At 67.9% G+C, this 24,764-nt stretch carries 25 protein-coding genes and 1 riboswitch; of the genes, 16 read left to right on the forward strand and 9 right to left on the reverse strand.

Features of this window, described 5'->3' with window-relative positions:
* Positions 1–2 precede the first annotated feature (2 nt).
* Positions 3–110, reverse strand: a riboswitch (S-adenosyl-L-homocysteine riboswitch).
* Between the two features lie 82 nt (positions 111–192).
* Positions 193–915, reverse strand: a complete 723-nt coding sequence (locus AB4Y36_RS06785) for an LrgB family protein (protein ID WP_342949222.1) — start codon at positions 913–915, stop codon at positions 193–195.
* A gap of 38 nt (positions 916–953) precedes the next feature.
* Positions 954–1,382, reverse strand: a complete 429-nt coding sequence (locus AB4Y36_RS06790) for a CidA/LrgA family protein (protein ID WP_035512721.1) — start codon at positions 1,380–1,382, stop codon at positions 954–956.
* Between the two features lie 214 nt (positions 1,383–1,596).
* Here AB4Y36_RS06790 and AB4Y36_RS06795 point away from each other — a divergent pair, with 214 nt between their 5' ends.
* Positions 1,597–2,544 carry a LysR family transcriptional regulator gene (locus AB4Y36_RS06795; protein WP_069264295.1) on the forward strand — a complete coding sequence of 316 codons (948 nt, stop codon included), beginning with the start codon at positions 1,597–1,599 and terminating at the stop codon, positions 2,542–2,544.
* A gap of 26 nt (positions 2,545–2,570) precedes the next feature.
* Here AB4Y36_RS06795 and AB4Y36_RS06800 read toward each other — a convergent pair whose 3' ends face one another.
* Positions 2,571–4,199: a GMC family oxidoreductase gene (locus AB4Y36_RS06800; protein WP_368682613.1), complete on the reverse strand. Its 1,629-nt coding sequence runs from the start codon at positions 4,197–4,199 to the stop codon at positions 2,571–2,573.
* A 378-nt stretch (positions 4,200–4,577) separates the two neighbouring features.
* Between AB4Y36_RS06800 and AB4Y36_RS06805 the strand changes: the two genes are divergently transcribed.
* The gene (locus AB4Y36_RS06805; protein ID WP_368682614.1) at positions 4,578–6,299 is read left to right on the forward strand and encodes an isovaleryl-CoA dehydrogenase; all 1,722 of its coding nucleotides are present in this window, start codon (positions 4,578–4,580) and stop codon (positions 6,297–6,299) included.
* Between the two features lie 81 nt (positions 6,300–6,380).
* Positions 6,381–7,832: a coniferyl aldehyde dehydrogenase gene (locus AB4Y36_RS06810; protein WP_368606139.1), complete on the forward strand. Its 1,452-nt coding sequence runs from the start codon at positions 6,381–6,383 to the stop codon at positions 7,830–7,832.
* On the opposite strand, the gene AB4Y36_RS06815 is transcribed toward AB4Y36_RS06810, so the two are convergent.
* The 5 genes from AB4Y36_RS06815 to fliE form a co-directional block, all read right to left on the reverse strand.
* The gene (locus AB4Y36_RS06815) at positions 7,810–8,214 is read right to left on the reverse strand and encodes an EscU/YscU/HrcU family type III secretion system export apparatus switch protein (RefSeq protein ID WP_368682615.1); all 405 of its coding nucleotides are present in this window, start codon (positions 8,212–8,214) and stop codon (positions 7,810–7,812) included. The genes AB4Y36_RS06810 and AB4Y36_RS06815 overlap by 23 nt on opposite strands.
* A complete protein-coding gene (locus AB4Y36_RS06820; protein ID WP_368682616.1) occupies positions 8,214–9,761 on the reverse strand; it encodes a flagellar hook-length control protein FliK in 1,548 nt (515 codons plus the stop codon). The genes AB4Y36_RS06815 and AB4Y36_RS06820 overlap by 1 nt, the downstream gene beginning before the upstream one ends.
* An 84-nt stretch (positions 9,762–9,845) precedes the next feature.
* Positions 9,846–10,178 (reverse strand): flagellar protein FliT, encoded by a 333-nt coding sequence (locus tag AB4Y36_RS06825; RefSeq protein WP_069264304.1) that lies wholly within the window; start codon positions 10,176–10,178, stop codon positions 9,846–9,848.
* On the reverse strand, positions 10,175–10,621 hold the full coding sequence (gene fliS, locus AB4Y36_RS06830) for a flagellar export chaperone FliS (protein ID WP_368682617.1): 447 nt from the start codon (positions 10,619–10,621) through the stop codon (positions 10,175–10,177). The genes AB4Y36_RS06825 and fliS overlap by 4 nt, the downstream gene beginning before the upstream one ends.
* 144 nt (positions 10,622–10,765) lie before the next feature.
* A complete protein-coding gene (fliE, locus tag AB4Y36_RS06835) occupies positions 10,766–11,101 on the reverse strand; it encodes a flagellar hook-basal body complex protein FliE (RefSeq protein ID WP_069264308.1) in 336 nt (111 codons plus the stop codon).
* Between the two features lie 306 nt (positions 11,102–11,407).
* On the opposite strand from fliE, the gene fliF reads away from it, so the two are divergent.
* The 13 genes from fliF (at position 11,408) to fliR (ending at position 23,432) form a co-directional block, all read left to right on the forward strand.
* The gene (fliF, locus tag AB4Y36_RS06840) at positions 11,408–13,216 is read left to right on the forward strand and encodes a flagellar basal-body MS-ring/collar protein FliF (RefSeq protein ID WP_069264310.1); all 1,809 of its coding nucleotides are present in this window, start codon (positions 11,408–11,410) and stop codon (positions 13,214–13,216) included.
* Positions 13,206–14,201, forward strand: a complete 996-nt coding sequence (fliG, locus tag AB4Y36_RS06845; RefSeq protein WP_069264314.1) for a flagellar motor switch protein FliG — start codon at positions 13,206–13,208, stop codon at positions 14,199–14,201. The genes fliF and fliG overlap by 11 nt, the downstream gene beginning before the upstream one ends.
* On the forward strand, positions 14,194–14,871 hold the full coding sequence (fliH, locus tag AB4Y36_RS06850; protein ID WP_069264316.1) for a flagellar assembly protein FliH: 678 nt from the start codon (positions 14,194–14,196) through the stop codon (positions 14,869–14,871). The genes fliG and fliH overlap by 8 nt, the downstream gene beginning before the upstream one ends.
* Positions 14,865–16,568, forward strand: a complete 1,704-nt coding sequence (gene fliI, locus AB4Y36_RS06855; RefSeq protein ID WP_069264317.1) for a flagellar protein export ATPase FliI — start codon at positions 14,865–14,867, stop codon at positions 16,566–16,568. The genes fliH and fliI overlap by 7 nt, the downstream gene beginning before the upstream one ends.
* Positions 16,565–17,017, forward strand: coding sequence for a flagellar export protein FliJ (fliJ, locus tag AB4Y36_RS06860; protein ID WP_069264319.1), 453 nt, complete (start codon positions 16,565–16,567; stop codon positions 17,015–17,017). The genes fliI and fliJ overlap by 4 nt, the downstream gene beginning before the upstream one ends.
* Before the next feature lie 21 nt (positions 17,018–17,038).
* A complete protein-coding gene (locus AB4Y36_RS06865; protein ID WP_368682618.1) occupies positions 17,039–18,604 on the forward strand; it encodes a flagellar hook-length control protein FliK in 1,566 nt (521 codons plus the stop codon).
* A 232-nt stretch (positions 18,605–18,836) separates the two neighbouring features.
* Positions 18,837–19,340 (forward strand): flagellar basal body-associated protein FliL, encoded by a 504-nt coding sequence (gene fliL, locus AB4Y36_RS06870; protein ID WP_368682619.1) that lies wholly within the window; start codon positions 18,837–18,839, stop codon positions 19,338–19,340.
* 46 nt (positions 19,341–19,386) lie between these two features.
* Positions 19,387–20,385, forward strand: coding sequence for a flagellar motor switch protein FliM (gene fliM, locus AB4Y36_RS06875; protein WP_069264713.1), 999 nt, complete (start codon positions 19,387–19,389; stop codon positions 20,383–20,385).
* Complete coding sequence (fliN, locus tag AB4Y36_RS06880; RefSeq protein WP_069264329.1) at positions 20,378–20,836, forward strand: flagellar motor switch protein FliN; 459 nt, start codon at positions 20,378–20,380, stop codon at positions 20,834–20,836. Before fliM ends, fliN begins: the two co-directional genes overlap by 8 nt.
* A gap of 125 nt (positions 20,837–20,961) precedes the next feature.
* Positions 20,962–21,462, forward strand: coding sequence for a flagellar biosynthetic protein FliO (gene fliO, locus AB4Y36_RS06885; protein WP_368682825.1), 501 nt, complete (start codon positions 20,962–20,964; stop codon positions 21,460–21,462).
* A gap of 102 nt (positions 21,463–21,564) precedes the next feature.
* On the forward strand, positions 21,565–22,308 hold the full coding sequence (gene fliP, locus AB4Y36_RS06890; RefSeq protein ID WP_246089067.1) for a flagellar type III secretion system pore protein FliP: 744 nt from the start codon (positions 21,565–21,567) through the stop codon (positions 22,306–22,308).
* Between the two features lie 10 nt (positions 22,309–22,318).
* Positions 22,319–22,588 carry a flagellar biosynthesis protein FliQ gene (gene fliQ / locus AB4Y36_RS06895; protein ID WP_069264333.1) on the forward strand — a complete coding sequence of 90 codons (270 nt, stop codon included), beginning with the start codon at positions 22,319–22,321 and terminating at the stop codon, positions 22,586–22,588.
* A gap of 52 nt (positions 22,589–22,640) precedes the next feature.
* Positions 22,641–23,432 carry a flagellar biosynthetic protein FliR gene (gene fliR, locus AB4Y36_RS06900; RefSeq protein ID WP_368682620.1) on the forward strand — a complete coding sequence of 264 codons (792 nt, stop codon included), beginning with the start codon at positions 22,641–22,643 and terminating at the stop codon, positions 23,430–23,432.
* Between the two features lie 83 nt (positions 23,433–23,515).
* Here fliR and flgL read toward each other — a convergent pair whose 3' ends face one another.
* The gene (flgL, locus tag AB4Y36_RS06905) at positions 23,516–24,760 is read right to left on the reverse strand and encodes a flagellar hook-associated protein FlgL (RefSeq protein WP_342949214.1); all 1,245 of its coding nucleotides are present in this window, start codon (positions 24,758–24,760) and stop codon (positions 23,516–23,518) included.
* Positions 24,761–24,764 lie beyond the last annotated feature (4 nt).

The raw sequence follows: 24,764 nt of genomic DNA on the forward strand, positions 1-24,764 counted from the left end.
TAAAGACGTGAGCGCCGTTTCAGTGCGGTTGATTCAGTGGATTCAACCGGATTGAAGCACTTTCGAGCCTGGCGGGTTACAGAAAACCCGTCGCAACGCTCCTCGAAAGCGAGCCGAGATTGTAGCAAATCGGGATGGCGTCCGCGCGCGTGCGCAGGCCAAAAAAGCGGGCGCGAACGAGCCCGCAGGACTTTAAACCGGCAAGAAACTGAGCGCCGGCGCGAGCAGCACCATCACCACGCCCGCGATCATCATCGTGAGGCTCGCCACCACGCCTTCTTCGCTGCCCAGCTCGCGCGCCTTCGCCGTGCCCACGCCGTGCGCCGCCGCGCCGAAGAGCGCGCCGCGCGCGAGGCGCGTGCGCAGCGGCACGAGGCCCAGCACCAGTTCGCCGAACAGCATGCCGCACACGCCCGTAGCGATCACAAAGAGCGCGGTGAGGTCACGCGGCGCGTGGATCTTGTCCGACACCGCGAGCGCGAACGGCGTGGAGATCGAGCGCGTCATCAGGCTGCGCTGCAGATCGGGCGACAGGTGCAGGAGCTTGGCCAGCGCGAGCGAACCGCCCACTGCCACGATGATGCCGACCGTCACACCCACGGTGAGCGAGATCCAGTGGCGCCTGAGCAGGTCGCGGTACTCGTAGATCGGCACCGCGAAGGCCACGGTGGCCGGCCCGAGCAGCCACATGAGCCAGCGCGTGTCCTGGAAGTACACGGGGTACGGAATATGGAGCACCAGCACGAACACGCCGAGCACGGCGGGCACCGCAACGAGTGGCGTGAGCCAGGGCGAGCGAAAGCGCGCATAGAGCGCCTTCGAGGCGAAATAGAGCGCAACGGTGAGGATGAAGCAGCCGGCGGCGATGAGCCGCGCCGCGTCGTCGGCGAACAGGGACGAATAAAACGTGTTCATGACGGAATCATCCTCACTCTATTCAGGACGTTGCAGCCTCAAGCCCGCGCCAGATGGCGCGAGTGCCGCGAATCGCGCACGCGGCGCAGCGCGAGGCGCCGCTCGAGCTTCGCGGCCTGTTCGACCGCAAACGCCACGGCCACCATTACCATCAGCGTGCCGCCGACCACGACGAGCGCGAGTCGCCAGCCATCGGCGCGAAAGAGGCCGCCATACTTCACGGCTGCGACGGCAGCCGGAATGAAGAACAGCAGCATGTCGGAAAGCAGCCAGTCGGCGCCCGCCTTGACCCAGCGCGGCGTGACGCCGCCGCAAAAGAGCAGTGCGAGCAGCAGCACGAGGCCCACCACGCCACCCGGCACCGGCAGGTGCGTGAAGCGCGTGAGGGCGTCGGCGGCGTACCAGACGCCTGCGAGCAGCGCCGATTGCACGGTAATGCGGCCGATACGGCGCCCGAAGCTCGCCATGCCGCCCGCTTTACGCTCGGCGTTTTCGGAGACTTTCGCGGTCGCGTTGGAGGTAGTCATGGCAAACCCTAAGTGACACTGGAATGGAAGTCAGTATAGGGTGCAGCGCAGCATAAACATAATGACTTAAGATCATCTGCTACATTCCATATTGGAATGCACCAACTCAGCACCCGGCTGAGCGTGTTTTCTGCACATTTGTGGAGTCCCGATCGTGGAACTGCGCGCGCTTCGCTATTTCATCGAGGTGGTGCGGCAACAGAGCTTCACCGCCGCGGCCGAAAAACTGCATGTCACCCAGCCGACCATCAGCAAGATGGTGAAGGCACTCGAAGACGAGACCGGCACCCAGCTCCTGCTGCGCGACGCGCGCCAGATGGTGCTCACCGACGCCGGACGCATCGTCTACCAGCGCGGCCAGGACGTGCTCGCTGCGCAGGCGCAGCTCCAGGCCGAACTCGCCGATCTCGGCACCCTCGGGCGCGGCGAACTCACGATCGGCATCCCGCCGATGGGCGGCTCGCTCTTCACGCCCGCCATCGCCACGTTTCGCCAGCGCTATCCGAAGATCGAGCTGAAGCTTTTCGAGCAGGGGTCGCGTGCCATCGAAGCCGCGCTGATCTCAGGCGAGCTGGAACTGGGCGGCGTGCTGCTGCCCGTCGATCCCGCACTGATCGACGTCCTGCCGATCTCGCACGAGGTGCTGTGGCTCGTCGCGCGGCGCGGCTCGCGCTGGGACAACAAGCTCGCCGTGCCGCTCGCGGAGCTGGCCGGCGAGCCGTTCGTGTTCTACGGCGAAAGCCTCGCGCTCAACGACGTCGTGCTGAACGCGTGCCGCACGGCCGGCTTCGTGCCGCAGGTGGTGGGACGTAGCGGCCACTGGGACCTGATGGCCGCACTCGTGCTCGCGGGCGTGGGCATTGCGCTGCTGCCCGCGCCGTACGTGCGCCGGCTCGACGCCGAGCGCTTCACCTGCCTGCCCGTGAGCGAGCCGCAGATCACCTGGGACATGGCGATCGGCTGGAAACGCAGCGGCTATCTCTCGCACGCGGCGCGCGCCTGGCTCGACGTCGCGCGCTCGGAATACGGCAAGCCCTTCACGTTTCTCGACGACTTCGTGCACCCGCCGGGGATGGAAAAGCAGCCGGGCAAACCTGGCTGAAACCTGCGACGAGCGAGGGCGAACCCTCAGGCGTCGACGTGCTGAAGCGCCGCATCGCGCTCGCATCTCGTTTGTGCGATGAAGTCGGCCGCCCGCTCGCCGATCATCACGCAAGGCGCATTCGTGTTGCCGCCGATGAGTGTCGGCATGACCGAGGCATCGGCGATGCGCAGCCCCGTCACGCCGCGCACGCGCAACTGCGGATCGACGACGGAACGCGCGTCGCCGCCCATGCGGCAGGTCGCGACGGGGTGATAGATCGTGTCGGCATGGCGGGCGATCGTCTCGCGCAAGTGCGCGTCGCTCTGCTCGCCATGCGTGTAGAGTTCGCGGCCGCCCAGCTGCGCGAGCGCGGGCGCGTCGAGTATGCGCCGCGCGAGCCGTGCGCCCTGCACGAGCGCGTCGAGGTCGCGCGGATCGCAGAGAAAGCGCGGGTCGATCGTGGGCGCCACGCGCGCGTCGGCGCTCGCGAGCGTGACCGTGCCGCGGCTCGCCGGGCGCAGCACGCACACGTGCAGCGAATAGCCGTGGCCCCAATGCAGGCGGCGGCTGTGATCGTCGACGAGTGCCGTGCAGAAGTGCAGCTGCAGGTCGGGCCGGTCGAGTTCCGGGCGGCTCTTCAGAAAGCCGCCCGCCTCCGCCACGTTGGTCGTGAGCATGCCGCGCCGCCCTTGCAGATACCGCACGAAGCCCGCCGTCATGCGCGCCGCGCCGCGCAGCGAGTAGCCCACGGTGTCGCTCGAACGCACGCGCTTGTTGAAGGTGAAATCGATATGGTCGATCAGGTTGCGGCCGACCTCGGGCGCGTCGTGGCGCACCGCAATGCCGAGCGCGCGCAGTTCGTCGGCGGGGCCGATGCCCGAGCACATCAGCAACTGCGGCGAGTTGAACGCGCCCGCCGCGAGGATCACCTCGGCACGCGCCCGCAGGGTCTCGATCGCACCGCCGCGCGCAAGCTCCACGCCGCTCGCGCGCGCGCCGTCGAAGCGCACGCGCAGGACCGTCGCATCGGCGATCAGATGCAGGTTCGGCCGCTCGCGCCCATACAGATACGCGCGCGCCACCGTGCAGCGTTCGCCGCCGCGCTGCGTCACCTGATAGAAGCCGACGCCCTCCTGTTCCTCGCCGTTGAAGTCGTCGTTCATACGAAAGCCCGCCTCGCGCGCGGCCTCGACGAAGCGCGCGGCCACCGGATTGCGCTCGCGCAGGTCGGCGACGCCCAACGGGCCGCCCGCGCCATGCCAGGCGCTCGCGCCGCGCTCGTTGTCCTCGGCGAGCAGAAAGTACGGCAGCACGTCGCGCCACGCCCAGCCCGTGCAGCCAAGCTGCGCCCATTCGTCGTAATCGAGCGGATGGCCGCGCGTGTAGATCATCGCGTTGATGGTGCTCGACCCGCCGAAGCCGCGGCCGCGTGGCTGGTAACCGCGCCGTCCGGCGAGTCCCGGCTGCGGCACGGTTTCATAGGCGTAGTTGTTTTTAGTGCGAAACGGGACGAGCGCGGCGACGCCGAGCGGCATGTTGACGAACGGGTTGCGCGCCGTATGCGGCCCGGCTTCGACGAGCGCGATGCTCGCCTGCGGGCAACGGTCGGCCAGCCGGCCCGCCAGCGACGCGCCACCCGAGCCGCCGCCTACGATGATGTAGTCGTATTGCATCGTCTCCGTCTCCTGCCCCATGCCTGCCTCTTGCGAGGCCCCGGCGCGCTAATTGCACGCTCGTTCGTTTTCGGCTTCAATGGCGCATTGTAGGAAGCGTCTGATTCGGAGGTCAGCTTTTATGTCAGAGCATCTCCTCTAAACCTGACAGCGGATCGACGCCTATGATGGAAGGCGGTTCAGCCGCCAGAGCTGAAACCCGCGAGATTCCAGCAAGCGGCAAAGGGAGCGCTGGAGCGCACAAGAATCACTCACCTCACGGACGCTTCCCATGGAGCGGCCGCTGCGCACGCCTCCCCCGTCACGAGAGCGAATACAACACGAACGGCCGCGCGTGAAGCACGCCGCACGCAGCAGCCTTGCATCGGAGACAGGCAGATGAACCCGACGGAAGTCACGCATCGCCCCGGCACGACCCACGAAGTGACGAACCAGGCGCCGCCGCTCGTCGACTACAACCTCTTCACCACCGACGCGGCGCTCGGCGAGGCCCTCGCGCGCGCTGGCGCGAACTGGCACCGCGAAACGCTAGCGCGCCATGGCGAGACGCTCGGCAAGGCGCAAACGCTCGCGCTCGCGGATCTCGCCAATCGCCATGAGCCCGAACTGCACACGCATAGCCCGCGCGGCGAGCGTATCGACGCGATCGAATTCCACCCCGCCTGGCACGAGTTGCTCGCGCTGCTGCGCGAGCAGGGCTTGCACGCGCTGCCCTATTCGGACCCGCAGCCTGGCGCGATGGCCGCGCGCTGCGCAGGCTACTTCCTGCACGCGCAACTCGAATCGGGGTCGTTGTGCCCGCTGACCATGACGTTCGCGAGCATTGGCGTGCTGCAGCGCGAACCGGCGCTGTTCGAAACGCTGCGCGCGCCGCTCTACACGCGCGAGCACGACGCGCGCGACCTGCCGCTCGCGCAGAAGCGTTCGATGATGATCGGCATGGGCATGACGGAGAAGCAAGGCGGCTCGGACGTGCGCAGCAACCGCACCGAGGCGCGCCCCGCGGGCATCGAAGCCGGACGCGGCGCGGCGTATCTGCTCACCGGCCACAAGTGGTTTTTCTCGGCGCCGCAGTGCGACGCGCATCTCGTGCTCGCGCGCACCACGGAGCACGACGGACTTTCCTGCTTCTTCGTGCCGCGCTACCGGCCGGACGGCACGAAAAACGCGGTCGATGTGCAGCGCCTGAAGAACAAGCTCGGCAACCGCTCGAACGCGAGCAGCGAAGTGGAGTTCTTCGATGCGTACGGCGTGATGATCGGCGACGAAGGCCGCGGCGTGCCGACCATCATCGAGATGGCGAACTACACGCGGCTCGACTGCGTGATCGGCAGCGCGGCGCTCATGCGCGCGGCGCTCGTGCAGGCGATCCACCACGCGCGCCACCGCAGCGCGTTCGGCCGCGTGCTCGCCGAGCAGCCGCTCATGCAAAACGTGCTCGCCGATCTCGCGCTCGAATCGGAAGCGGCGACGGCGCTCTTCATGCGGCTTGCGCGCGCCTTCGAAGACAGCGCCGAAGCGAAACCCGGCGATACCGACGACACGTTGCTCGAAGCACGCGCCTGGCGGCGCATCGTCACGCCGGCGGCGAAGTTCTGGGTCTGCAAGCGCGCGCTCGCGTTCACGGGCGAGGCCATGGAAGTCTGGGGCGGCAACGGTTACGTCGAGGAAGGGCCGATGGCGCGCTTCTATCGCGAAGCGCCCGTCAACTCGATCTGGGAAGGCTCGGGCAACGTGATGTGCCTCGACGTGCTGCGCGCGCTGGAGCGCGAGGCCGACGCCGCCCAGGCGCTCTTTCTCGCGTGGCGGCGCGACGCGCAGACTCACCCGGTTCTGAACGCCGCGCTCGACCGCCTCTCGGCGCTGCTCAATGGCGCGCCGGGCACGCGCGAGACGAGCGCGCGGCGCATCGCACAGCAGATCGTGCTGATCGCGCAGGCCATGCTGCTGCGCGACGGTCCGCCGGAGATCGCCGAAGCGTTCATCGCCACGCGCCTGGACGAGCACGACGCCGACTGCGACCGAGTATTCGGCACGCTGCCCGCGCGCTTCGATCACGCCGCGATCATCGAGCGGGCGTTTCCGTCGCGCCCGGTGTGACCACTCAGCACGAACCGATAGCACGAACCGATTTTTCCGTTCGTCCGCGCCAAAGCGTGGGCGAACCCAAGAGGACCGACCATGAAGCAGGACCTGCCCGAAGACTTCGCGATCAACGCACACGACGCCCCCGACGACCCGCGCGCCGCGCTCGACACGCTGCTCGCCGCGCAGCGCGAAGCCTTCCTGCGCGACCCGTTCCCGTCGTGGGACGCACGCGCGCGCCATCTCAGGGCGCTGCGCGACGTGCTGTTCTCGAACCGCGACGCGCTCGCCGAGGCGATGAACGCCGACTTCGGCCAGCGTTCGAAGGCGGAGGTCGCGCTCGCGGAATTCGTCGTCCTCAAGCAGGAGATCGACGCGGCGCTCAGGCACGGCGCGCGCTGGATGAAGCCGCGCCGCAGACCGGTCGGTAAATGGCTGCTGCCCGGACGCGCGAAGCTGGTGCCGCAGCCGCTTGGCGTGGCGGGCATCGTCGTGCCGTGGAACTATCCGCTGCAGCTGGCCGCGAGCCCGCTCGTGTGTGCGCTCGCGGCGGGCAACCGCGCCATGATCAAGATGTCGGAGCTGACGCCGCGCACGTCCGCGCTGTTCGCGGAGCTGATCGGCAAGACCTTCGCGCGCGACCACGTGGCGGTCGTAAACGGCGACGCGTCGGTCGGCGCCGCCTTCAGTGCGCTGCCGTTCGACCATTTGCTCTTCACCGGCTCGACGCGCGTGGGGCACGAGGTCATGCGCGCAGCTGCCGCAAACCTCACGCCGGTCACGCTCGAACTGGGCGGCAAGTCGCCCGTGATCATCGGTGAAGACGCGCGCCTGAACTACGCCGTGGACAGCCTGCTGCTCGGCAAGACGCTGAACGCGGGGCAAACCTGCATCGCGCCCGACTACGTGCTGCTGCCGCGCGGCCAGGAGGCGGCGTTCATCGCTCGCGCGCGCACGCGCTTCGCGCAGCTCTATCCGGACTTCGCGAACAACCGCGACTACACGTCGATCATCTCGGCGCGCCACTTCGAGCGCCTGCAACGCCTCGCCGACGAAGCTCAGGCGTGCGGCGCGCAACTGCACGCGCTCGGCACGCACGACGCGGCCACGCGGCGCTTCGCGCCCGTCATCGTGACGAACGCCGGCGCGCAGACGGCGCTCATGCAGGAGGAAATCTTCGGGCCGCTCTTGCCGCTCGTGCCCTATGACACGCTCGACGAAGCGTTGCGCTACGTGAATGCGCGCCCTCGCCCGCTCTCGCTCTATCTCTATGCCGACGACCCGCGCACGGTCGAGCGCGTGACGCACGAAACGGTGGCGGGCGGGATGTCGGTGAACGAGACGCTCATGCATATCGCCGCCGAGGGGCTGCCGTTCGGCGGCGTCGGCCCGAGCGGCATGGGCGCGTATCACGGCTACGAGGGCTTCGTCACGTTCTCGAAGATGAAGCCGGTCTTCACCCAGGCGCGGCTGAATGCGCGCGGGCTCATCGCGCCGCCCTACGGCAAGCGCGTCGCCTGGCTGATCAAGTTGATGTTGAGGGGTTGAAGGGCAGCGCGGGGCGGGTGCCGGCGATCCGGCGGACGTCGCTGATATCGCGTGGGGCGCCGCCGGCTGTCGCTCCGGCGGCTTGCGTTTGCGCGGCGGCTTTGACCTTCGCGTCGTTATCCGCTTCGAGGCGGTGCAGCCACGCCAGCAGTTCGGCCACCGCCTGATAGAGCTGCGGCGGGATCTTGGCGTCGAGGTCCACGCGCATTAGCAGCGAGACCATCTCCGGCGCTTCGTGCACGTAGAGGCCCGCTTCCTTCGCGCGTTGCACGATCATCTCCGCGACGAGGCCGTAGCCCTTCGCGACCACGCGGGGCGCGCCGTCGCCGTCGGGGGCGTCGTAGGCGAGCGCGGCGGCGCTCTTGCGGTGCGTGCGGCTCATCACAACTCCCAGTCGTGGTCGAGGCGGTGGTTCCGCTGATCGGTCGCGTCGGCGCCCGGTCGCGCGGCGGACGCCTCCGCCGCGGCGCCAGCCTGCGCGGTCTGCGTGGTGGATGCGGCGGAAGTGGTTTGTGCGGCGTAGGCGCTCGCAGCGCTCGCTGCCCTGGCCGCCTCGGCGGGACTTGCCGCGGGGCCGCTGCCGATCTCGCGGATCGAGAGCCCCGCGAGCGTGAGCCCGAGCGCTTCGAGCCGACCGCGCAGCGATTCGCTTTCTGCGGTCAGGCGCGCGGCGCCGCCCGCATTCGCCTGCACGCGCACGGCGAGCGTCGAGCCTGTGAGCGTCAGTTCCGCGTCGACGGTGCCGAGCTTCGGCAGCGCAAGCGTGAGCCGCGTGCGCCATGGGATGTCGTCGGCATCCACACCGCCTGCGCCCGAGTGCGGGTCGCGGGCATCGTAGTCGTCCTGCTGGATGCTCCAGTCCACCCGCACGCCCGGCCAGGCCTCGCCGTTCCAGCGAAACTCACCGGTGGCAAGCAGATCGAGCTGCTGGCGCACGAGCGGAATCACGGCCGGATGGACCGTCGGCCCGGCGCCCTGCGCGGCGGCCTCATGCATCGCGGGCAACAGGGTGTCGGCGAGCGTCGCGCGCGCCTGGGCCTGGTTCGCGGCCGCGTCGCCGTGCAGATCGGCCAGCCCGGGAAAGGCCCGCGCCAGTGCGGCATTGAGCGCGTTTGCCGCGTTCTGGGCATTGCCCGTTTCGCCGCGCGCGGCGCCCGGCGCGTCGGCGAACGTCTCGGTCCATTGCACGTCGTCGATCTCGTCGTCGGCCGGGCTCCAGTCGAGCGGCAGTTGCGAGTGCGCGCCGAGCAGACGGTTTTGCGGCTCGTCGGCAAGGTCGGCGGGCGAGAGCTGGCCGCGCAACCATTGCGCGAGGTGGGCTTCGTAGAAGAGTCCGCTCGCGCTGACCGTCTGCGCGAGCGACGCCGCGAGCGCGGCGACCGGGCCGGCCTGTGCGGCGGCGGTTTGCGCGGTTTGAGCGGTTTGGGTGGTTTGTCCGGCCTGCGGGTTTTGCGAGGACGCCGTCTGCGCGGAAGCATCGGACCCGGCGTCGGCCGCCGCGGCCAGCGCTTCGCCGGCCGGACCCTGGGCCGCGAGCGCCACGTCCGCGAGCAGCGCCGCTTGTGCCGCTTGCGCCGCCTGCGCCTGCTCGCCGCCAAGACCCGGCAGCGGCAACGTGGCCGCGCCGCCGGGCGCCGCGTCGGCAGCGGGGCTGGCCCAGAGCGGCGCGCGGCCCACTACGGCGGGCGTCGCTTCGCCGCCCGAGCGGATGATGGCGTCGAGCGCCAGCGCAACCGCCGAAAGGACGGTCTCGGTCGAGTCCTGCGTACTGCTGGTGTTGGTCGCGGTGTCGGCGAGTGCGGCAGTGCCCGTTGCGAGCGCGGAGACGCCCGTCTGCGCCGCGCCGGAGGCGCTCTGCGGCCCGACCGGCGTGAGCGCCGCAATGCGGCTCGCGAGGAGCGCGGCGGCTCCGGTGTCGATTCCGTTCATGGTGTTCCGGATCTGCGCACGGCGCTGAGCTGCCGGTTCATGGGGCGTTGCGCGCCGTTGCCTCGCGAGGCGCCACGCGCCGCGCTAGCGGGCGCCGTAGATTTCCTGCAAGACCCGCGCGGGCTGCACGGTGCCGTAAAAGAGCGCCGAAAGCCGTGCCATGCAAGGGCTTGCGAGATCGCGAATGGCGGCGTCGTCGGCGAGGATCTGGCGGATCAGCTCGTACTTGCGAGCCCGTTCGGTAACCGTGAGCCGCACCGCGGCTTCGGCGTCCTTCAAGGCATCGACGAGGATCCGGTACTCCTCCTGCAAGCCGATCAGATCGTTCCAGTGCGCATCGCGCGCCGCATGGAGCATCTGCTCCGACACGGCCGCTATCGCTTCGTAGCGGGCGAAGTAGTCTGCTTTTGAACTCATCTCATCAATGAGCCGGACGCTGACGCGGATGCCTGTTCGGCCATCCTCGCCACTTCCGGCGCTATCCCCAACCAGGCTTCTTCGAGCGTAGCCAGCAGTCGATCGACCTCGACCAGCATGGTCTCGCTCTGTTTAATATTGGCTTCCAGCAGGCGCTTCGTCATATAGCTGTACAGCGCATTCAGGCGTTGAGCGATCTCGCCGCCCGCCTCGACGTTCAACGCGAGCTGAAGTCCGCTCTCGATAATCCGGATCGCCTTGGCGATCGCCTCGCAACGCGGCCCGACGTTGCCGGCCTGCAAATGCATACGTGCCTGCGCAATGGTCTGGCGCGCTCCCTGGTACAGGAGAACGATCAGCTTGTGCGGGCTCGCACCCATGACCCCCGTTTCGACGCCCACGCGTGCATAGGCGTTAGCTCCAGATTGGGCAGGGGAAAACATCGGCGCTTCTCCTTGATACGTTTGGCTTGAATGCGGTCGTCCGACGCGCTGTGCAAGCACGAGCGACGGACTCTTCTAGCCGGGTTATCGGAACGTAGGGGGAGAAGCTTTAGCGCGTTGAGCGGGCAAAGGCTTCGGGCACCGTCACACCTGAATCTGCATGATGTCGGTGTAGGCGGCCACGAGCTTGTTGCGCACCTGCAAGCCGAACTGGAAGCCGATGTTGGCTTTCTGCATGTCGACCATCACGTCGTTGAGCGACACGTTGTTCGCGCCCAGTTCGAACGCCTGCGACTCGCCAACGGCCTTCTGCTGGGCGTCGCTGATCTGGTCGAGCGACGACTTGAGCGCCGCCGCGAACCCGCCGGCCGTGGCCGCGCCCGATTTTTCGTCGGCTGCGGTGGGGCCGCCGGCCGCCTGGGTCGCCATCGACTGCATTTGCGCCAAGGCGGACGTGAGCGGGGATACTGGCACGGTCATGTTTGCTCCACGAAAAGGGGACGGCAGGGTATTCCGGGGACGAGCCCCAATGCCGGAGTTTCAGCGATTGCGCCGCAATCTTCAGCGATTGCACAGCGATCCTGCGGGCCCGGCCGAGACGGCGCACCGACAGATGCCGAATCTGGAGGAGAGCATAGCAGCGGGTCCGTTTCGGCAGCCCCGAAACTAGGGGGAAAACCCGGCTCTATTCGCGCAATCGGCTTGCCAGTGGCCCCGGATAATGCGTCTCGTGAAAGTCTCCGCCATGCAAGGCGAGACCTGGAAGCCTCCGGAGATACCCGTCGCATGGATTCGACTGCCAATTCTTTGATCAACCCCGACGCCCGCATGGGCCTCGCCACCTCTGGCGCGGGCGCCGCGCCCGGCGCTGGCGCGGGCGCAGGCCTGGGCGGCGCGGATGACCTCGGCGGCGGTTTCGCGCAACGCCTCGGCTCGCTCTCGTCGTTGCGCAACGTGCGCGGCAACCCGCGCGCGCCGCTCATTTTTGCCGTGGCGGTGCTCGTGGCCGTGGTCGCGGGTCTCGTGCTGTGGTCGCGCGCGCCCGACTACAAGGTGCTGTACAGCAACCTGTCGGACCGCGACGGCGGCGCCATCATTACTGCGCTCCAGGCCGCAAACGTTCCCTACAAGTTCTCGGACGCCGGCGGCGCCATCCTCGTGCCCGCCGAGCAGGTCAACGAAATGCGCCTGCGCCTCGCCTCCCAGGGCCTGCCGAAGAACGGTTCGGTCGGCTTCGAGCTGATGGACAACCAGAAGTTCGGCATCAGCCAGTTCGCCGAGCAGGTGAACTACCAGCGCGCGCTCGAAGGCGAGCTCGAACAAACGATTCAGTCGATCGCGAGCGTGAAGTCGGCGCGCGTGCATCTGGCCATTCCGAAGCCCTCGGTGTTCGTGCGCGAGCGCGAAGCGCCCTCCGCCTCGGTGCTCGTGAACCTGTATCCGGGCCGCATCCTCGACGACGGCCAGGTCGCCGCGATCACGCACATGGTGGCTTCGGCCGTGCCGGACCTGCCGGTGCGCAACGTGACGGTGGTCGACCAGGACGGCAACCTGCTCACGCAGAGCGCCACGGGCGTAGGCCTCGATGCCTCGCAGCTCAAGTACGTGCGCCAGGTCGAGCACGACACCCAGGCGCGCATCGATGCGATCCTCGCGCCCCTGTTCGGCGCCGGCAACGCACGCTCGCAGGTGAGCGCCGACCTCGACTTCTCGAAGCTCGAGCAGACCTCCGAGGCCTACGGTCCGAACGCCAATCCGCAGGCCGCCGCCATCCGCAGCCAGCAGCAGAACATTTCGACGGAAATGCAGCAAAGCGGCGCGGGCGGCGTGCCCGGCGCGCTCACGAACCAGCCGCCGCAGCCGGCTTCGGCGCCCATCAGCGCGCCGGCGGGTGCCAACGGCGCGTCGGCTCCGGTGCCGGTCTCCGATCATCGCGACACCACCACGAACTACGAGCTCGACAAGACCGTGCGCCACTATCAACAAGCGCCGGGCGACGTGAAGCGCCTGTCGGTCGCCGTGATCGTGAACTATCAGCCGAAGATGGACGCCAAGGGCCACGCCACCATGCAGCCGCTCGACGCGCAGAAGCTCGCGCAGGTCGAGCAGCTCGTGAAGGACGCCATGGGCTACGACGCCAAGCGCGGCGACTCGGTGAACGTGGTGAACGCCGCGTTCCAGACCGAAGTGGACCCGAACGCGAACCTGCCGTGGTGGCGTCAACCGGACATCCTCGCCCTTGCCAAGCAGATTGCGACGTGGCTCGGCATTGGCGCGGTGGCTCTCTTCCTCTATTTCGTGATGGTGAAGCCGGCGCTGCGCCGCGCGTTCCCGCCGCCCGAGCCGGTTGCGCCCGCGCTGCCCGGCATGGGCGACGGCGAGCCGCTGATGCTCGACGGTCTCCCCGAAGCGGTGCGCATCGGCGGCACCGGCGCGGAAGGCGAAGACAGCGCGGAAAGCGAAGCCGCCCTGCTCGCCTTCGAAAACGAGAAGAACAAGTTCGAACGCAACCTGGAATACGCGCGCAACATCGCGCGCCAGGATCCGAAGATCGTCGCAACCGTCGTGAAAAGCTGGGTGAACGATGAACGCTGAAGGCGCAACCAAGAGCGCGCTGCTGCTCATGTCGATCGGCGAGCAAGAGGCCTCCGAGGTCTTCAAGTTCCTCGGTCCGCGCGAAGTGCAGAAAATCGGCGCCGCCATGGCGGCGCTCAGGAACGTCAAGCGCGAAGAGATCGAAGTCGTGCTGCAGGAATTCGTCAAGGAAGCCGAGCAGCACACCGCCTTCTCGCTCGACTCGAACGACTACATCCGCAACGTGCTCAACAAGGCGCTGGGCGAGGACAAGGCCGGCGCGATCATCGACCGCATTCTGCAAGGCGGCGACACGAGCGGCATCGAAGGCCTCAAGTGGATGGACTCGGGGTCGGTGGCCGAACTCATCAAGAACGAGCACCCGCAGATCATCGCGACGATCCTCGTGCACCTCGACCGCGACCAGGCATCGGAAATCGCTTCGTGCTTCACCGAGCGCCTGCGCAACGACGTGCTGCTGCGTATCGCGACGCTCGACGGCATCCAGCCGCAGGCGCTGCGCGAACTCGACGACGTGCTCACGAACCTCCTCTCGGGCAGCGACAACCTCAAGCGCAGCCCGATGGGCGGCATCCGCACGGCGGCCGAAATCCTCAACTTCATGACGAGCCAGCACGAAGAAGGGGTGATCGAGAACGTCCGCCAGTACGACGCGGAACTCGCACAGAAGATCATCGATCAGATGTTCGTGTTCGAGAACCTGCTCGACCTCGAGGACCGCGCGATCCAGCTGCTGCTCAAGGAAGTCGAGTCGGAGTCGCTCATCATTTCGCTCAAGGGTGCGCCGCCCGCGCTGCGCACCAAGTTCCTCTCGAACATGTCGCAGCGTGCGGCCGAACTGCTCGCCGAAGACCTCGACGCGCGCGGTCCGGTGCGCGTGTCGGAAGTCGAGGCACAGCAGCGCCGCATCCTGCAGATCGTGCGCAACCTCGCCGAGAGCGGCCAGATCGTTCTAGGCGGCAAGGCAGAAGACGCTTATGTCTGACACGAGCTCCGCGAACAGCCATCGCTCGGCGTACCAGCGCTGGGAGATGGCCTCGTTCGACCCGCCGCCTCCCCCGCCGCCGCCGCCCACGCCCGACGAAACCGCGGCGTTCGAGGCCCAGCTCCATGCGCTGCGCGACGCGGCCCACCAGGAAGGGCTGCGCTCCGGTCACGTGGCGGGCCAGGCGCTCGGCTATCAGGCCGGGCACGAACAGGGCCGCCAGCAGGGCTTCGAGCAGGGCCAGGCCGAGGCGCGCGCGCAGGCGGCACAGCTCGCGGCGCTCGCCAGCCGTTTTAGCGACGCGCTCGAAACGGCGCAGGCCGGCGTGGCCGAGACGCTCGTGGAACTCGCGCTCGACATCGCGCAGCAGGTCGTGCGCCAGCACGTCCAGCACGACCCGACGGCGCTCGTCGCGGTCGCGCGCGAAGTGCTCGTGGCCGAGCCGCAGCTCGCCGGTTCCCCGCAGCTCGTGGTGAGCCCCGCCGATCTGCCGATCGTCGAGGCTTATCTGCTGGACGACCTTCAGACGCGCGGCTGGAGCGTGCGCACCGACCCGACCATCGAGCGCGGCGGCTGCCGCGCGCAGGCCGCGACGGGCGAAACCGACGCCAGCATCCGCACGCGCTGGGAGCGCGTGACGGCCGCGCTCGGCAAGGCACGGCCATGGTGAACCACCCGCAACCGCCGAGCCATCAGACCATCCACACGGGCGGTCTCACGCCGCTCGAGCAGGAACTCGCGCTCGCCTCGTTCGGCCCGCTCGCGAGCGACCCGGCACAGCTTGGCGCGTTGCTCGTGGGCGACCTCGACATTCCGGGCATTCCGGCCAAACGCGAGGCACGCGAGCAAGGCGCCATCGATGCGATCGACGCCGCGCTCGCCGCGGACGCCGCCGATGCGCCGCCAGGCATGACGGATCACGGCGCGCCGGTCGTGGCGGCCGAAACCCCGAGCGCACCCTACGTACCGCCGGCGAACTACGACCCGGCCAACCCGTTCCTGACCTCGTGGAACGCGCAACTGCGCGGCGTGCGCGAGCGCAATGCGCTCGCCCTGCCGCTGCGCGGCTGCGGGCGCCTCACGCGCGCGGCGGGCCTCGTGCTCGAAGCCGTGGGGTTGCGCCTCTCCGTGGGCGCCGAGGTGATGATCGAGCTGCCGCCGGGCAGCTCGCTGCCGATGGCCGAAGCGGAAGTGGTCGGCTTCGGCGGCGACAAACTCTTTCTGATGCCGACGACCGAAGTCGCGGGCCTGTTGCCCGGCGCGCGCGTCTGGCCGCTGGAAACCGCGCCGATCGCCGACCCGAAGGCCGGTGCGAAACGCCTGCCGGTGGGCTGGGGCATGCTCGGCCGCGTGGTCGATGCCTCGGGCCGCCCGCTCGACGGCCTGGGCCCCTTGAACACCGAGGCCGACGCGCCGCTCACCTCGCCCGTCATCAATCCGCTGAACCGCGAGCCGATCCACAAGGTGCTCGACGTGGGCGTGCGCGCGATCAACTCGCTGCTCACGGTCGGGCGCGGCCAGCGCATGGGCCTCTTCGCGGGCTCGGGCGTCGGTAAATCGGTGCTGCTCGGCACGATGGCGCGCGCAACCAGCGCGGAAGTCATCGTGATCGGCCTGATCGGCGAGCGGGGCCGCGAAGTGAAGGAATTCATCGAGCAGATCCTGGGCGAGGACGGCCTTGCGCGCTCGGTCGTCGTGGCCGCGCCGGCCGACGTTTCGCCGCTCCTGCGCTTGCAGGCCGCCGCGTACACGACGTCGCTGGCCGAATATTTTCGCGACCAGGGCAAGCACGTGCTGCTGCTCATGGACTCGCTCACGCGTTACGCGATGGCCCAGCGCGAGATCGCGCTCGCCATCGGCGAGCCGCCCGCGACCAAGGGCTATCCGCCCTCGGTGTTCGCCAAGCTGCCGGCGCTCGTCGAGCGCACCGGCAACGGCCCCGAGGGCGGCGGCTCGATCACGGCGTTCTACACCGTGCTCACCGAAGGCGACGATCAGCAGGACCCGATCGCCGACTCGGCGCGCGCGATTCTCGACGGCCATATCGTGCTCTCGCGCGCGCTCGCCGAAGCGGGGCATTATCCGGCCATCGACATCGAGGCCTCGATCAGCCGCGCGATGACCGCGCTGATCGACGACCAGCATCTGAACCAGACGCGCGCGCTCAAACAGATGCTTTCGCGCTACCAGCGCAACCGCGACCTCATCAACGTGGGTGCGTACGTGAGCGGGCGCGACGCCGTGCTCGACCGCGCGATCGCGCTGTATCCGCGCATCGAGGCCTTTCTTCAGCAGGGTTTTCGCGAAACCGCGAACTATGATCAGAGCGTCGAGATGCTCGGCCAGCTGATTGGAGCCAGGACATGACGAAACAAACCGCGCTGCAAACCTTGATCGGCCTCGCGCAAGACGACGTCGACGCCGCCACGCAGAAGCTCGGGCGCGTGCAGCGCGAGCGCGTCGAGGTCGAAAAGCAGCTCCAGGCGCTCATCACCTACCGTGACGAGTACCACACGCGTTTCACCGAATCGGCGCGCAGCGGCATGGCCGCGGGCAACGTGCGCAACTTCCAGGCGTTCATCGACACGCTCGACGCGGCGATCGAACAGCAGCGGCGCCTGCTCGAGCAGGCCACCGCGCGCGTGGAGGCCGCCAAGCCCGAGTGGCAGCGCAGCAAGCAGAAGCTCGGCTCGTACGAGGTGCTGCAAACCCGCCATGACGATGTGCAGGCCCGCAAGGACGCCCGCCGCGAACAGCGCGACGCCGACGAGCACGCCGCCCGCGTGCTGCGCATGCGAACGTCGCAACATCCGTAACACGTTTTCGAGGCCGCCAGTATGTCGCTCCTCTCTTCCCTTTCTTCGCTGTTCGGCGCCGCCACGGACGCCGTGACGGGCAATTCCACCTCGAACGCCGTGTCGAACACGGCAGCGAACTCCATCAGCCAGGCCGATGCCGCCAGCCAGGGTTTTGCGCAGACGCTGCAGCAGCAGATGAACGCGCAAAGCGCACAGGCGAACCAGAACGCCCAGGCGGCGCAAAGCGCGCAGTCGAATGCGTCGGCGCAGTCCAATTCGAACACGTCGAGCAGCAGCGCCTCGCAAAGCAGCACCAACAGCAACAGCGGTGCATCGCAGACGTCCAGCTCGAGCTCGAGCCAGGCCTCGCAGGGCACGTCGAGCGCCGATCGCCGCGCCGCCGCCGCGCGCGCCCAGCAAAAACAGGCCTCTGACGCAGGCGCGCAGGCCGCCGCGGCTCAAGCCCAGCAGGCGCAGCAAACGCAGCAAGCGCAGCAGGGCCAGCAGACCCAGGACAACACGAGCACCGACGCGAACGCCGACGGCAGCCAGACGAGCAGCGACAGCACGCTCGCCGGCGTCGCCTCCGCGGCGGCAGCAGCGGCCGCCACGGCAGCCACAGCAGTTGCCGGCGCGGCAGGCGACGGCACGGCCACGGGCAGCGCCGCGAGCAGCACCTCGACGTCGGTGCACGACGCCCTGCAAGCCGCGCTCGCGCAGCTGCGCGGCGGCGCGGCTACGCTCGCCACGCATGCGGTGAGCACGGCCGGATCGGCTGCGAATGGCGCAACCACGGCCAGCACGGGCTCGGGTTCGAACATCGTCAGCAGCTTCGCCTCGCATTTGAGCGCGACCGCCCAGAGCAAGGCGTTCAGCACGGCCGCAAGCAGCGGCGCGAGCGCCGACGCGGCCAAGGGCGCCACGACCACCGCGACCGACGCAGCCAAGGCCGCCACCGACGCGCTCACGGCAGCGGCGCAGCAGCAGGCAGGCGCCGCCACGCAGACCGACGCCACGGCAAGCACCGCCACGACCGACGCGCTCGCCGCGACCCAGGCCGCAGCGGTCGCCGCCGCGACGGCCGCGCAGGCTCAGGCCGCCCAGGCGGCCAGCGCAAGCGCGAATCCGGCGGCGGCGGCCGCCTCCGCGTCGATCGCGCCGCAGGTCGGCACGAACGACTGGGAAGACGCGCTCAGCCAGAAGGTCGTGTTCCTCTCGAACGCACACCAGCAGTCGGCGGAACTCACGCTCAATCCGAAGGATCTCGGACCGCTCCAGGTCGTGCTGCAGGTCTCGGACACCCACGCGCACGCCCTCTTCGTCTCGCAGCACCAGCAGGTGCGCGAGGCCGTCGAGGCGGCCCTGCCGAAGCTGCGCGAGGCCATGGAGCAAAACGGCATCGGCCTTGGCAGCGCGAGCGTGAGCGACGGCTTCTCGCGCCAGATGAACCAGCAGGCGCAGCAGGACGGCAGCGGTTCGGGCCGCTCCGGCCGTTCCGGTTCCGGCTCGGGCAGCACGCTCGCCGCAACGGATACCGTGGACGATACGAGCAGCGCCGCGAGCGTCACGCAGCGCTCCGTCGGCCTGATCGACACCTTCGCCTGACACCTTCCTGACACCCTGCCTTACGCAGCCGCGCCCAGCGGCTGCGCGCCCTGACCTCTCGTCCTTGCGCGCCCGGCTTGCCGCGGCGCGCAACAAAACCACGAGATAGCCGGAATTCCCCCGTCTATTCCTCCCATCGCTGAAAGGCAAAAGCCGGAACAATGCAGCATGCCCGGACTGACCACCAGGTCGGTGCCCCGGACCCTTGCAAGCATCCAGGCTGACTTTCGACATGGCGACCACCACCGCATCCCAGCAAGCCGCGCCCCAGGGCGCGAAACCCGGACCGATGAAGCGCATTATCGTCATCGCGCTCATTGCGATCCTCGCCGCCGCCGCGGCGGGCGGCGCGACGTGGTTCTTCATGTCGCGCCACACGGCGAGCGCGCCGGTCACGCCGGCCGCCGCGCCGCCGGCAATGCCCGTGTACTACGCGCTCGAGCCGATGACCGTCAATCTGCAGGCCGACGACGGCGAGTCGCACTACCTGCGCATCGGCCTCACGCTCAAGCTCGACAACCAGGCCACCCAGGACGCGCTCGTCGCGCGCATGCCCGAGATCCGCAGCCGCCTGTTGCTCGCGCTCTCGAACAAGCATCCGTCCGACCTCGCACCGCTCGACGGCAAGCGTGCGCTCGCCACGGAACTCGCCGTGCTGATCTCGCAGCCTGCCGGCGCGAACGAGAAGCCGATGCACGTCGACGACGTGCTGTTCACCGAATTCGTCGTCCAGTGAGCGTGACTGACATGATTCCCGCGATGGAGGGCCAGTCATCATGACGATGGGTCACGACGAGTTCATGTCCCAGGAGGAGGTCGATGCCCTCCTCAAAGGCGTCACCGGCGAAGTCGATTCCGATTCGAGCGGCTCGGAGAAGCAGGGCGTACGGCCCTACAACATCGCGACGCAGGAACGTATCGTTCGCGGCCGGATGCCAGGCCTCGAAATCATCAACGAGCGCTTTGCGCGCCTGTTGCGCGTCGGCATCTTCAATTTCATGCGCCGCACCGCCGAAATCTCGGTCGGTCCGGTGCGCGTGCAGAAGTACAGCGAGTTCACCCGCAACCTGCCGATCCCGACGAACCTGAACCTCGTGCACGTGAAGCCGCTGCGCGGCACGTCGCTGTTCGTGTTCGACCCGAACCTCGTGTTCTTCGTCGTGGACAACCTGTTCGGCGGCGACGGCCGTTTTCACACGCGAGTGGAAGGCCGCGACTTCACGCAGACCGAACAGCGCATCATCGGCAAGCTGCTCAATCTCGTGTTCGACCACTACACGACCGCGTGGAAAAGCGTGCGGCCGCTCCAGTTCGAATACGTGCGTTCTGAAATGCATACGCAGTTCGCAAACGTTGCCACGCCCAACGAGATCGTGATCGTCACGCAGTTCTCGATCGAATTCGGGCCGACGGGCGGCACGCTGCACATCTGCATGCCGTACTCGATGATCGAGCCGATCCGCGACGTGCTCGCCTCGCCGCTGCAAGGCGAAGTGCTCGACGTGGATCGCCGCTGGGTGCGCGTGCTCTCGAAGCAGGTGCAGGCCGCCGAAGTCGAGCTCACGGCCGACCTCGCGCAGGTGCCCGTGACGTTCGAGCAGATCCTGAACATGAAGAAGGGCGACGTGCTGCCCATGAACATCGCAGAGCACATCACCGCCAAGGTGGACGGCGTGCCCGTGATGGAGTGCGGCTACGGAATTTTCAATGGTCAATACGCGTTGCGGGTCCAGAAGATGATCAGCGCAGCCGACACGATGAAGGAAGGTGGATATGAGTGACATCAACGGCACGAGCGCAGACGAGCCGGTGCTCGACCCGGGTTTCGAGGCTGCGGCGCCGGAAGCGGGCAGCGACTCGATGGACGACTGGGCGAGCGCGCTTGCCGAGCAGAACAGCAACGAAGCGCCCGCCGCGCAACCGGCGGCCGTGTTCCAGCCGCTTTCGAAGGTCGATTCGACCAGGACGGCCAACGACATCGACATGATTCTGGACATTCCCGTCCAGATGACCGTGGAGCTGGGCCGCACCAAGATCGCCATCCGCAACCTGCTGCAACTCGCGCAGGGCTCGGTCGTGGAACTCGACGGCATGGCCGGCGAGCCGATGGACGTGCTCGTGAACGGCTGCCTCATCGCCCAGGGCGAAGTGGTGGTCGTGAACGACAAGTTCGGCATTCGTCTCACCGACATCATCACGCCGTCCGAGCGGATCCGGAAGCTGAACCGATGAAACCCCAGGCTGTTCCCGGCGCCAACGCGCGACGCACGCAGAAGTCCCGCGGCGCGCGCGTGCTGCGATTCTCGTGGCGCCTCGCTGTACACCTTTCGCTCGCCGGCGCCGCCGTCTTCGCGGTCATGAGCGCGCGAGCCGCCGACCTTCAGGCGCTCAACGAAGCCACGCGCGCGGCATCGGCTGCTTCGGGCGCCTCCGCCGTGATCGCCGGCAGCGCGGTCCCCGCGCTCGGGTTCGGCGCGGTGGTGCAGACGGTGCTGGGTCTGGCGCTCGTGATTGCCGTGGTATTCGGCTGCGCCTGGCTCGCGCGGCGTCTCGGCCTCCAGGGCGGCCCGAAGAACGCGCTCGTGAAGACCGTGGGCGGCGCATCGCTCGGCGGCAAGGAGCGCGTGGCCGTCGTCGAGATCTGCGATACCTGGCTCGTGCTGGGCGCCGCGCCCGGCAACGTGCGCCTGCTCCACACGCTGCCCGCGGGCGAGCTTCCCGCAGGCGTCGCAGCGGCCGCTCCCAACGCCCCCGCCCTCTCGGGCACCTTCGCACAGCGCTTTCGTGACGCGCTGAAAAGCGAGGCGAACAAACGCATCAACGCGCGTTTCATGCGTCACGACGGCGGAGCGCAGTAAATGCACGGCAGTTCCCTTCATGCGCCGGGCGCAGGCGGCGATGTCCGCGCGCGCGCGGCTACCCTCGCGAAGATCGCCAGAACGGCGCTTCCGTTCGCGCTGATGCTCGGCGCGGGCGCCTTCGCCCTCGCGCTGCCGCACCTGGCGCACGCGCAGAGCGCGGGCGGCCCGCAAGGCCTCCCCGCCTTCAACACGAGCCCCGGCCCCAACGGCGGAACGACGTACTCGCTGAGCGTGCAGACGATGCTGCTGCTCACGATGCTGTCGTTCCTGCCGGCGATGGTGCTGATGATGACGAGCTTCACGCGCATCATCATCGTGCTCTCGCTGCTGCGCCAGGCGCTCGGCACGACGACCACGCCGCCCAACCAGGTGCTCGTGGGCCTGGCGCTCTTTCTCACGCTGTTCGTGATGTCGCCGGTGCTCGACAAGGCCTACAACGACGGCTACAAGCCGTTCTCGGCCGGCACGATTTCGATGGACGACGCCGTGGCGCGCGGTGTCGCGCCCTTCAAGACCTTCATGCTGCGCCAGACCCGCGAGTCCGACCTCGCGCTCTTCGCGCGCATCTCGCACGCGGCGCCCATGCAGGGACCCGAGGACGTGCCGCTCACGCTGCTCGTGCCCTCGTTCGTCACGAGCGAGCTGAAGACGGGCTTCCAGATCGGCTTCACGATCTTCATCCCGTTTCTCATCATCGACCTGGTGGTGGCGAGCGTGCTGATGTCGATGGGTATGATGATGGTGTCGCCCGCGACGATTTCGCTGCCGTTCAAACTGATGCTGTTCGTGCTGGTGGACGGCTGGCAACTGCTGATCGGCTCGCTCGCGCAGAGCTTTACCTGAGGACACAGACATGACGCCCGAAATGGTCATGACGCTCTCTCACGAGGCGATGTATGTGGCGCTCCTGCTTGCTGCGCCGCTCCTGCTCGTCGCGCTCGTGGTGGGCCTGGTGGTGAGCCTTTTCCAGGCGGCCACGCAGATCAACGAATCCACGCTCGCATTCATCCCGAAGCTGGTCGCCATCGCGGTCACGCTCGTGATCGCCGGCCCGTGGATGCTCACGACGATGCTCGACTACATGCACCGCATCTTCACGAGCATTCCGCAGCTCGCGGGCTAAGCGCAGCCCCGGCCGCCCCTCTGCGCTTTCGGCGCTCGTCTTCCGGCACACGATGTTTACGGTCACCTACGCGCAGCTCAACGCCTGGCTCACGGCCTTCCTCTGGCCGTTCACGCGCATTCTGGCGCTCGTGGCGATCGCGCCCGTGGTGGGCAACCGCTCCGTGCCGACGCGCGTGAAGATCGGCCTCGCGGGCTTCATCACGCTGATCGTCGCGCCTACGCTCGGCGCGATGCCGCAAGTCACGGTGTTTTCCGCCGAGGGCGTGTGGATCCTCGTCAACCAGTTCCTGATCGGCGTGGCGCTCGGCTTCACGATGCAGCTCGTGTTCGCGGTCGTCACCGCGGCGGGCGACATGATGAGCCTCGGCATGGGTCTGGGCTTCGCGAGCTTCTTCGACCCGCAGGCCAACACCAGTTCGCCCGCGCTCTCCTCCTGGCTGAACATGATGGCGATGCTGGCCTTCCTCGTGTTCGACGGCCATCTGCAGATGATCGCGGCGCTCGTCGCCACGTTCCAGACGCTGCCCGTTACGGCGAGCGTGCTCGGCGCCTCGGGCTGGCAGCTGATCGCCAGCTATGGCGCGACGATCCTCACCTCGGGCCTGCTGCTTTCGCTGCCGGTGGTGGTCGCGCTTCTCATCACCAATCTGTCGCTCGGCATTCTGAACCGCGCGGCCCCGCAAATCGGTATCTTCCAGATCGGCTTCGCGCTCACGATGCTAGTGGGCCTGCTGCTCATTCAGCTGATGATGCCGAACCTGATTCCCTACTTCGCGCGACTGTTCGACAGCGGTATCGACCAGATGGGCCGCGTGGCCGGCGCGCTGCGGCCGCACGGTTGAAACGCGCCTCGCACGACGCGCGCGCAGCGCAATAAAAAAGCGGATCGGAATCCGCTTTTTTTCGACCGATCAATGCCTCACGATCAAGGATTGATGTACTGGAACAGCGAGAGATTTTGCGTTGCCGCGAAGCTCTTTTGCGAAGCCGTGAGCGCGTTCGACAGCTGCTCGAACTGGCTGATCGCGGCCACCGTGTCGGTGCTCATGAGGTCGGAGAGGTTCGACGTGACCTGCAGCGAGTTGGTCGACGTGACCGTTTGCAGCGCCTTCACTTCCTGCTCGCGGCCGCCCACGGAAGCCTGCACCGTGATCACGTTCGACAGCGAGTTGCCGATCTGCGTGAGGCCCGTGTTCAGCGCGTTATTGAGGTTCGCGACCGCGGCGGTGGAGCCGCTCGTGGGCGTGTTCAGCGCAGCGATGATGCTGTCGATGCTCGCGAACACGTCCGTGTTCTGCGACGCCGTGGCCGGCGTGACCGAGAACGAGTCGCCCGCACTGGGCGTACCCGACATCGTCACGCTCATGCCCGAGCCGAGCGAGATTGGATTGCCTTCGGTGTAATTGGCCGGCGTCGTGGTCGTCGCCGGGCTGACGCTGTTGTCGGTCACCGTGTAGGTGAGCGCGCCCGTGGTCGCGTCGGTGGCGAACGCGATCGAGTAGTGGTCGTTGTTGGTCGCCTGGGTCGGATCCGTCACCGTCACGCCGCTGATCACGCCCGTGCCCTTGTTCGACGAACTGCCCGAGGCCACGTTGGCCGAACCCACGGCCTGCACGCTCTGGAACACCGTCGTGCCCGTGTCGCCGACCGCGATGTTGCGCGTGCCGGCCACCTGCATCACGCGCTGGCCCGCGTCGCCGTTGTAAGTCACGCCGCCGCCCGACTTGTTCGAAAACACCTGCGAGGTGCTCTGGAAGCCCGAGAAGATGTAGTTGCCCGCGCCGTCCGTGGTATTGGCGAGCGTGAGCAGCTGGTTGCGGTCGCCTTGCATCTGCTGGGCGATCGCCTGGCGCGCCTGGTCCGTGAGCGAGCCGTTCTGCGCTTCGATGATGAGCGAGTGAATGCTCTGCATCGTGCTCGTCACGCTCGAGAGCGTCGTGTCCTCGAGCTGCAGCGCAGTGAGCGCCGTGGTCTGGTTCGACGTGTACTGCGTGAGCGTCGCGCTCGTGGCGGAAAGCGTCACGGCCTGCGCGGCGCCGAGCGGATTGTCGCCCGGGTTCGAAATCGCCACGCCGGTCGAGATCTGCTGCTGGACCTGAAGGAGCTGGGACTGCTGGTTCTCCATCGTCGACAGACTGGAGGAAAAAATCTGGGAAGTCGCGATACGCATGGGT

This window comes from Paraburkholderia sp. BR10936 (genome assembly GCF_040965735.1).
GTDB lineage: Bacteria > Pseudomonadota > Gammaproteobacteria > Burkholderiales > Burkholderiaceae > Paraburkholderia > Paraburkholderia nodosa_A.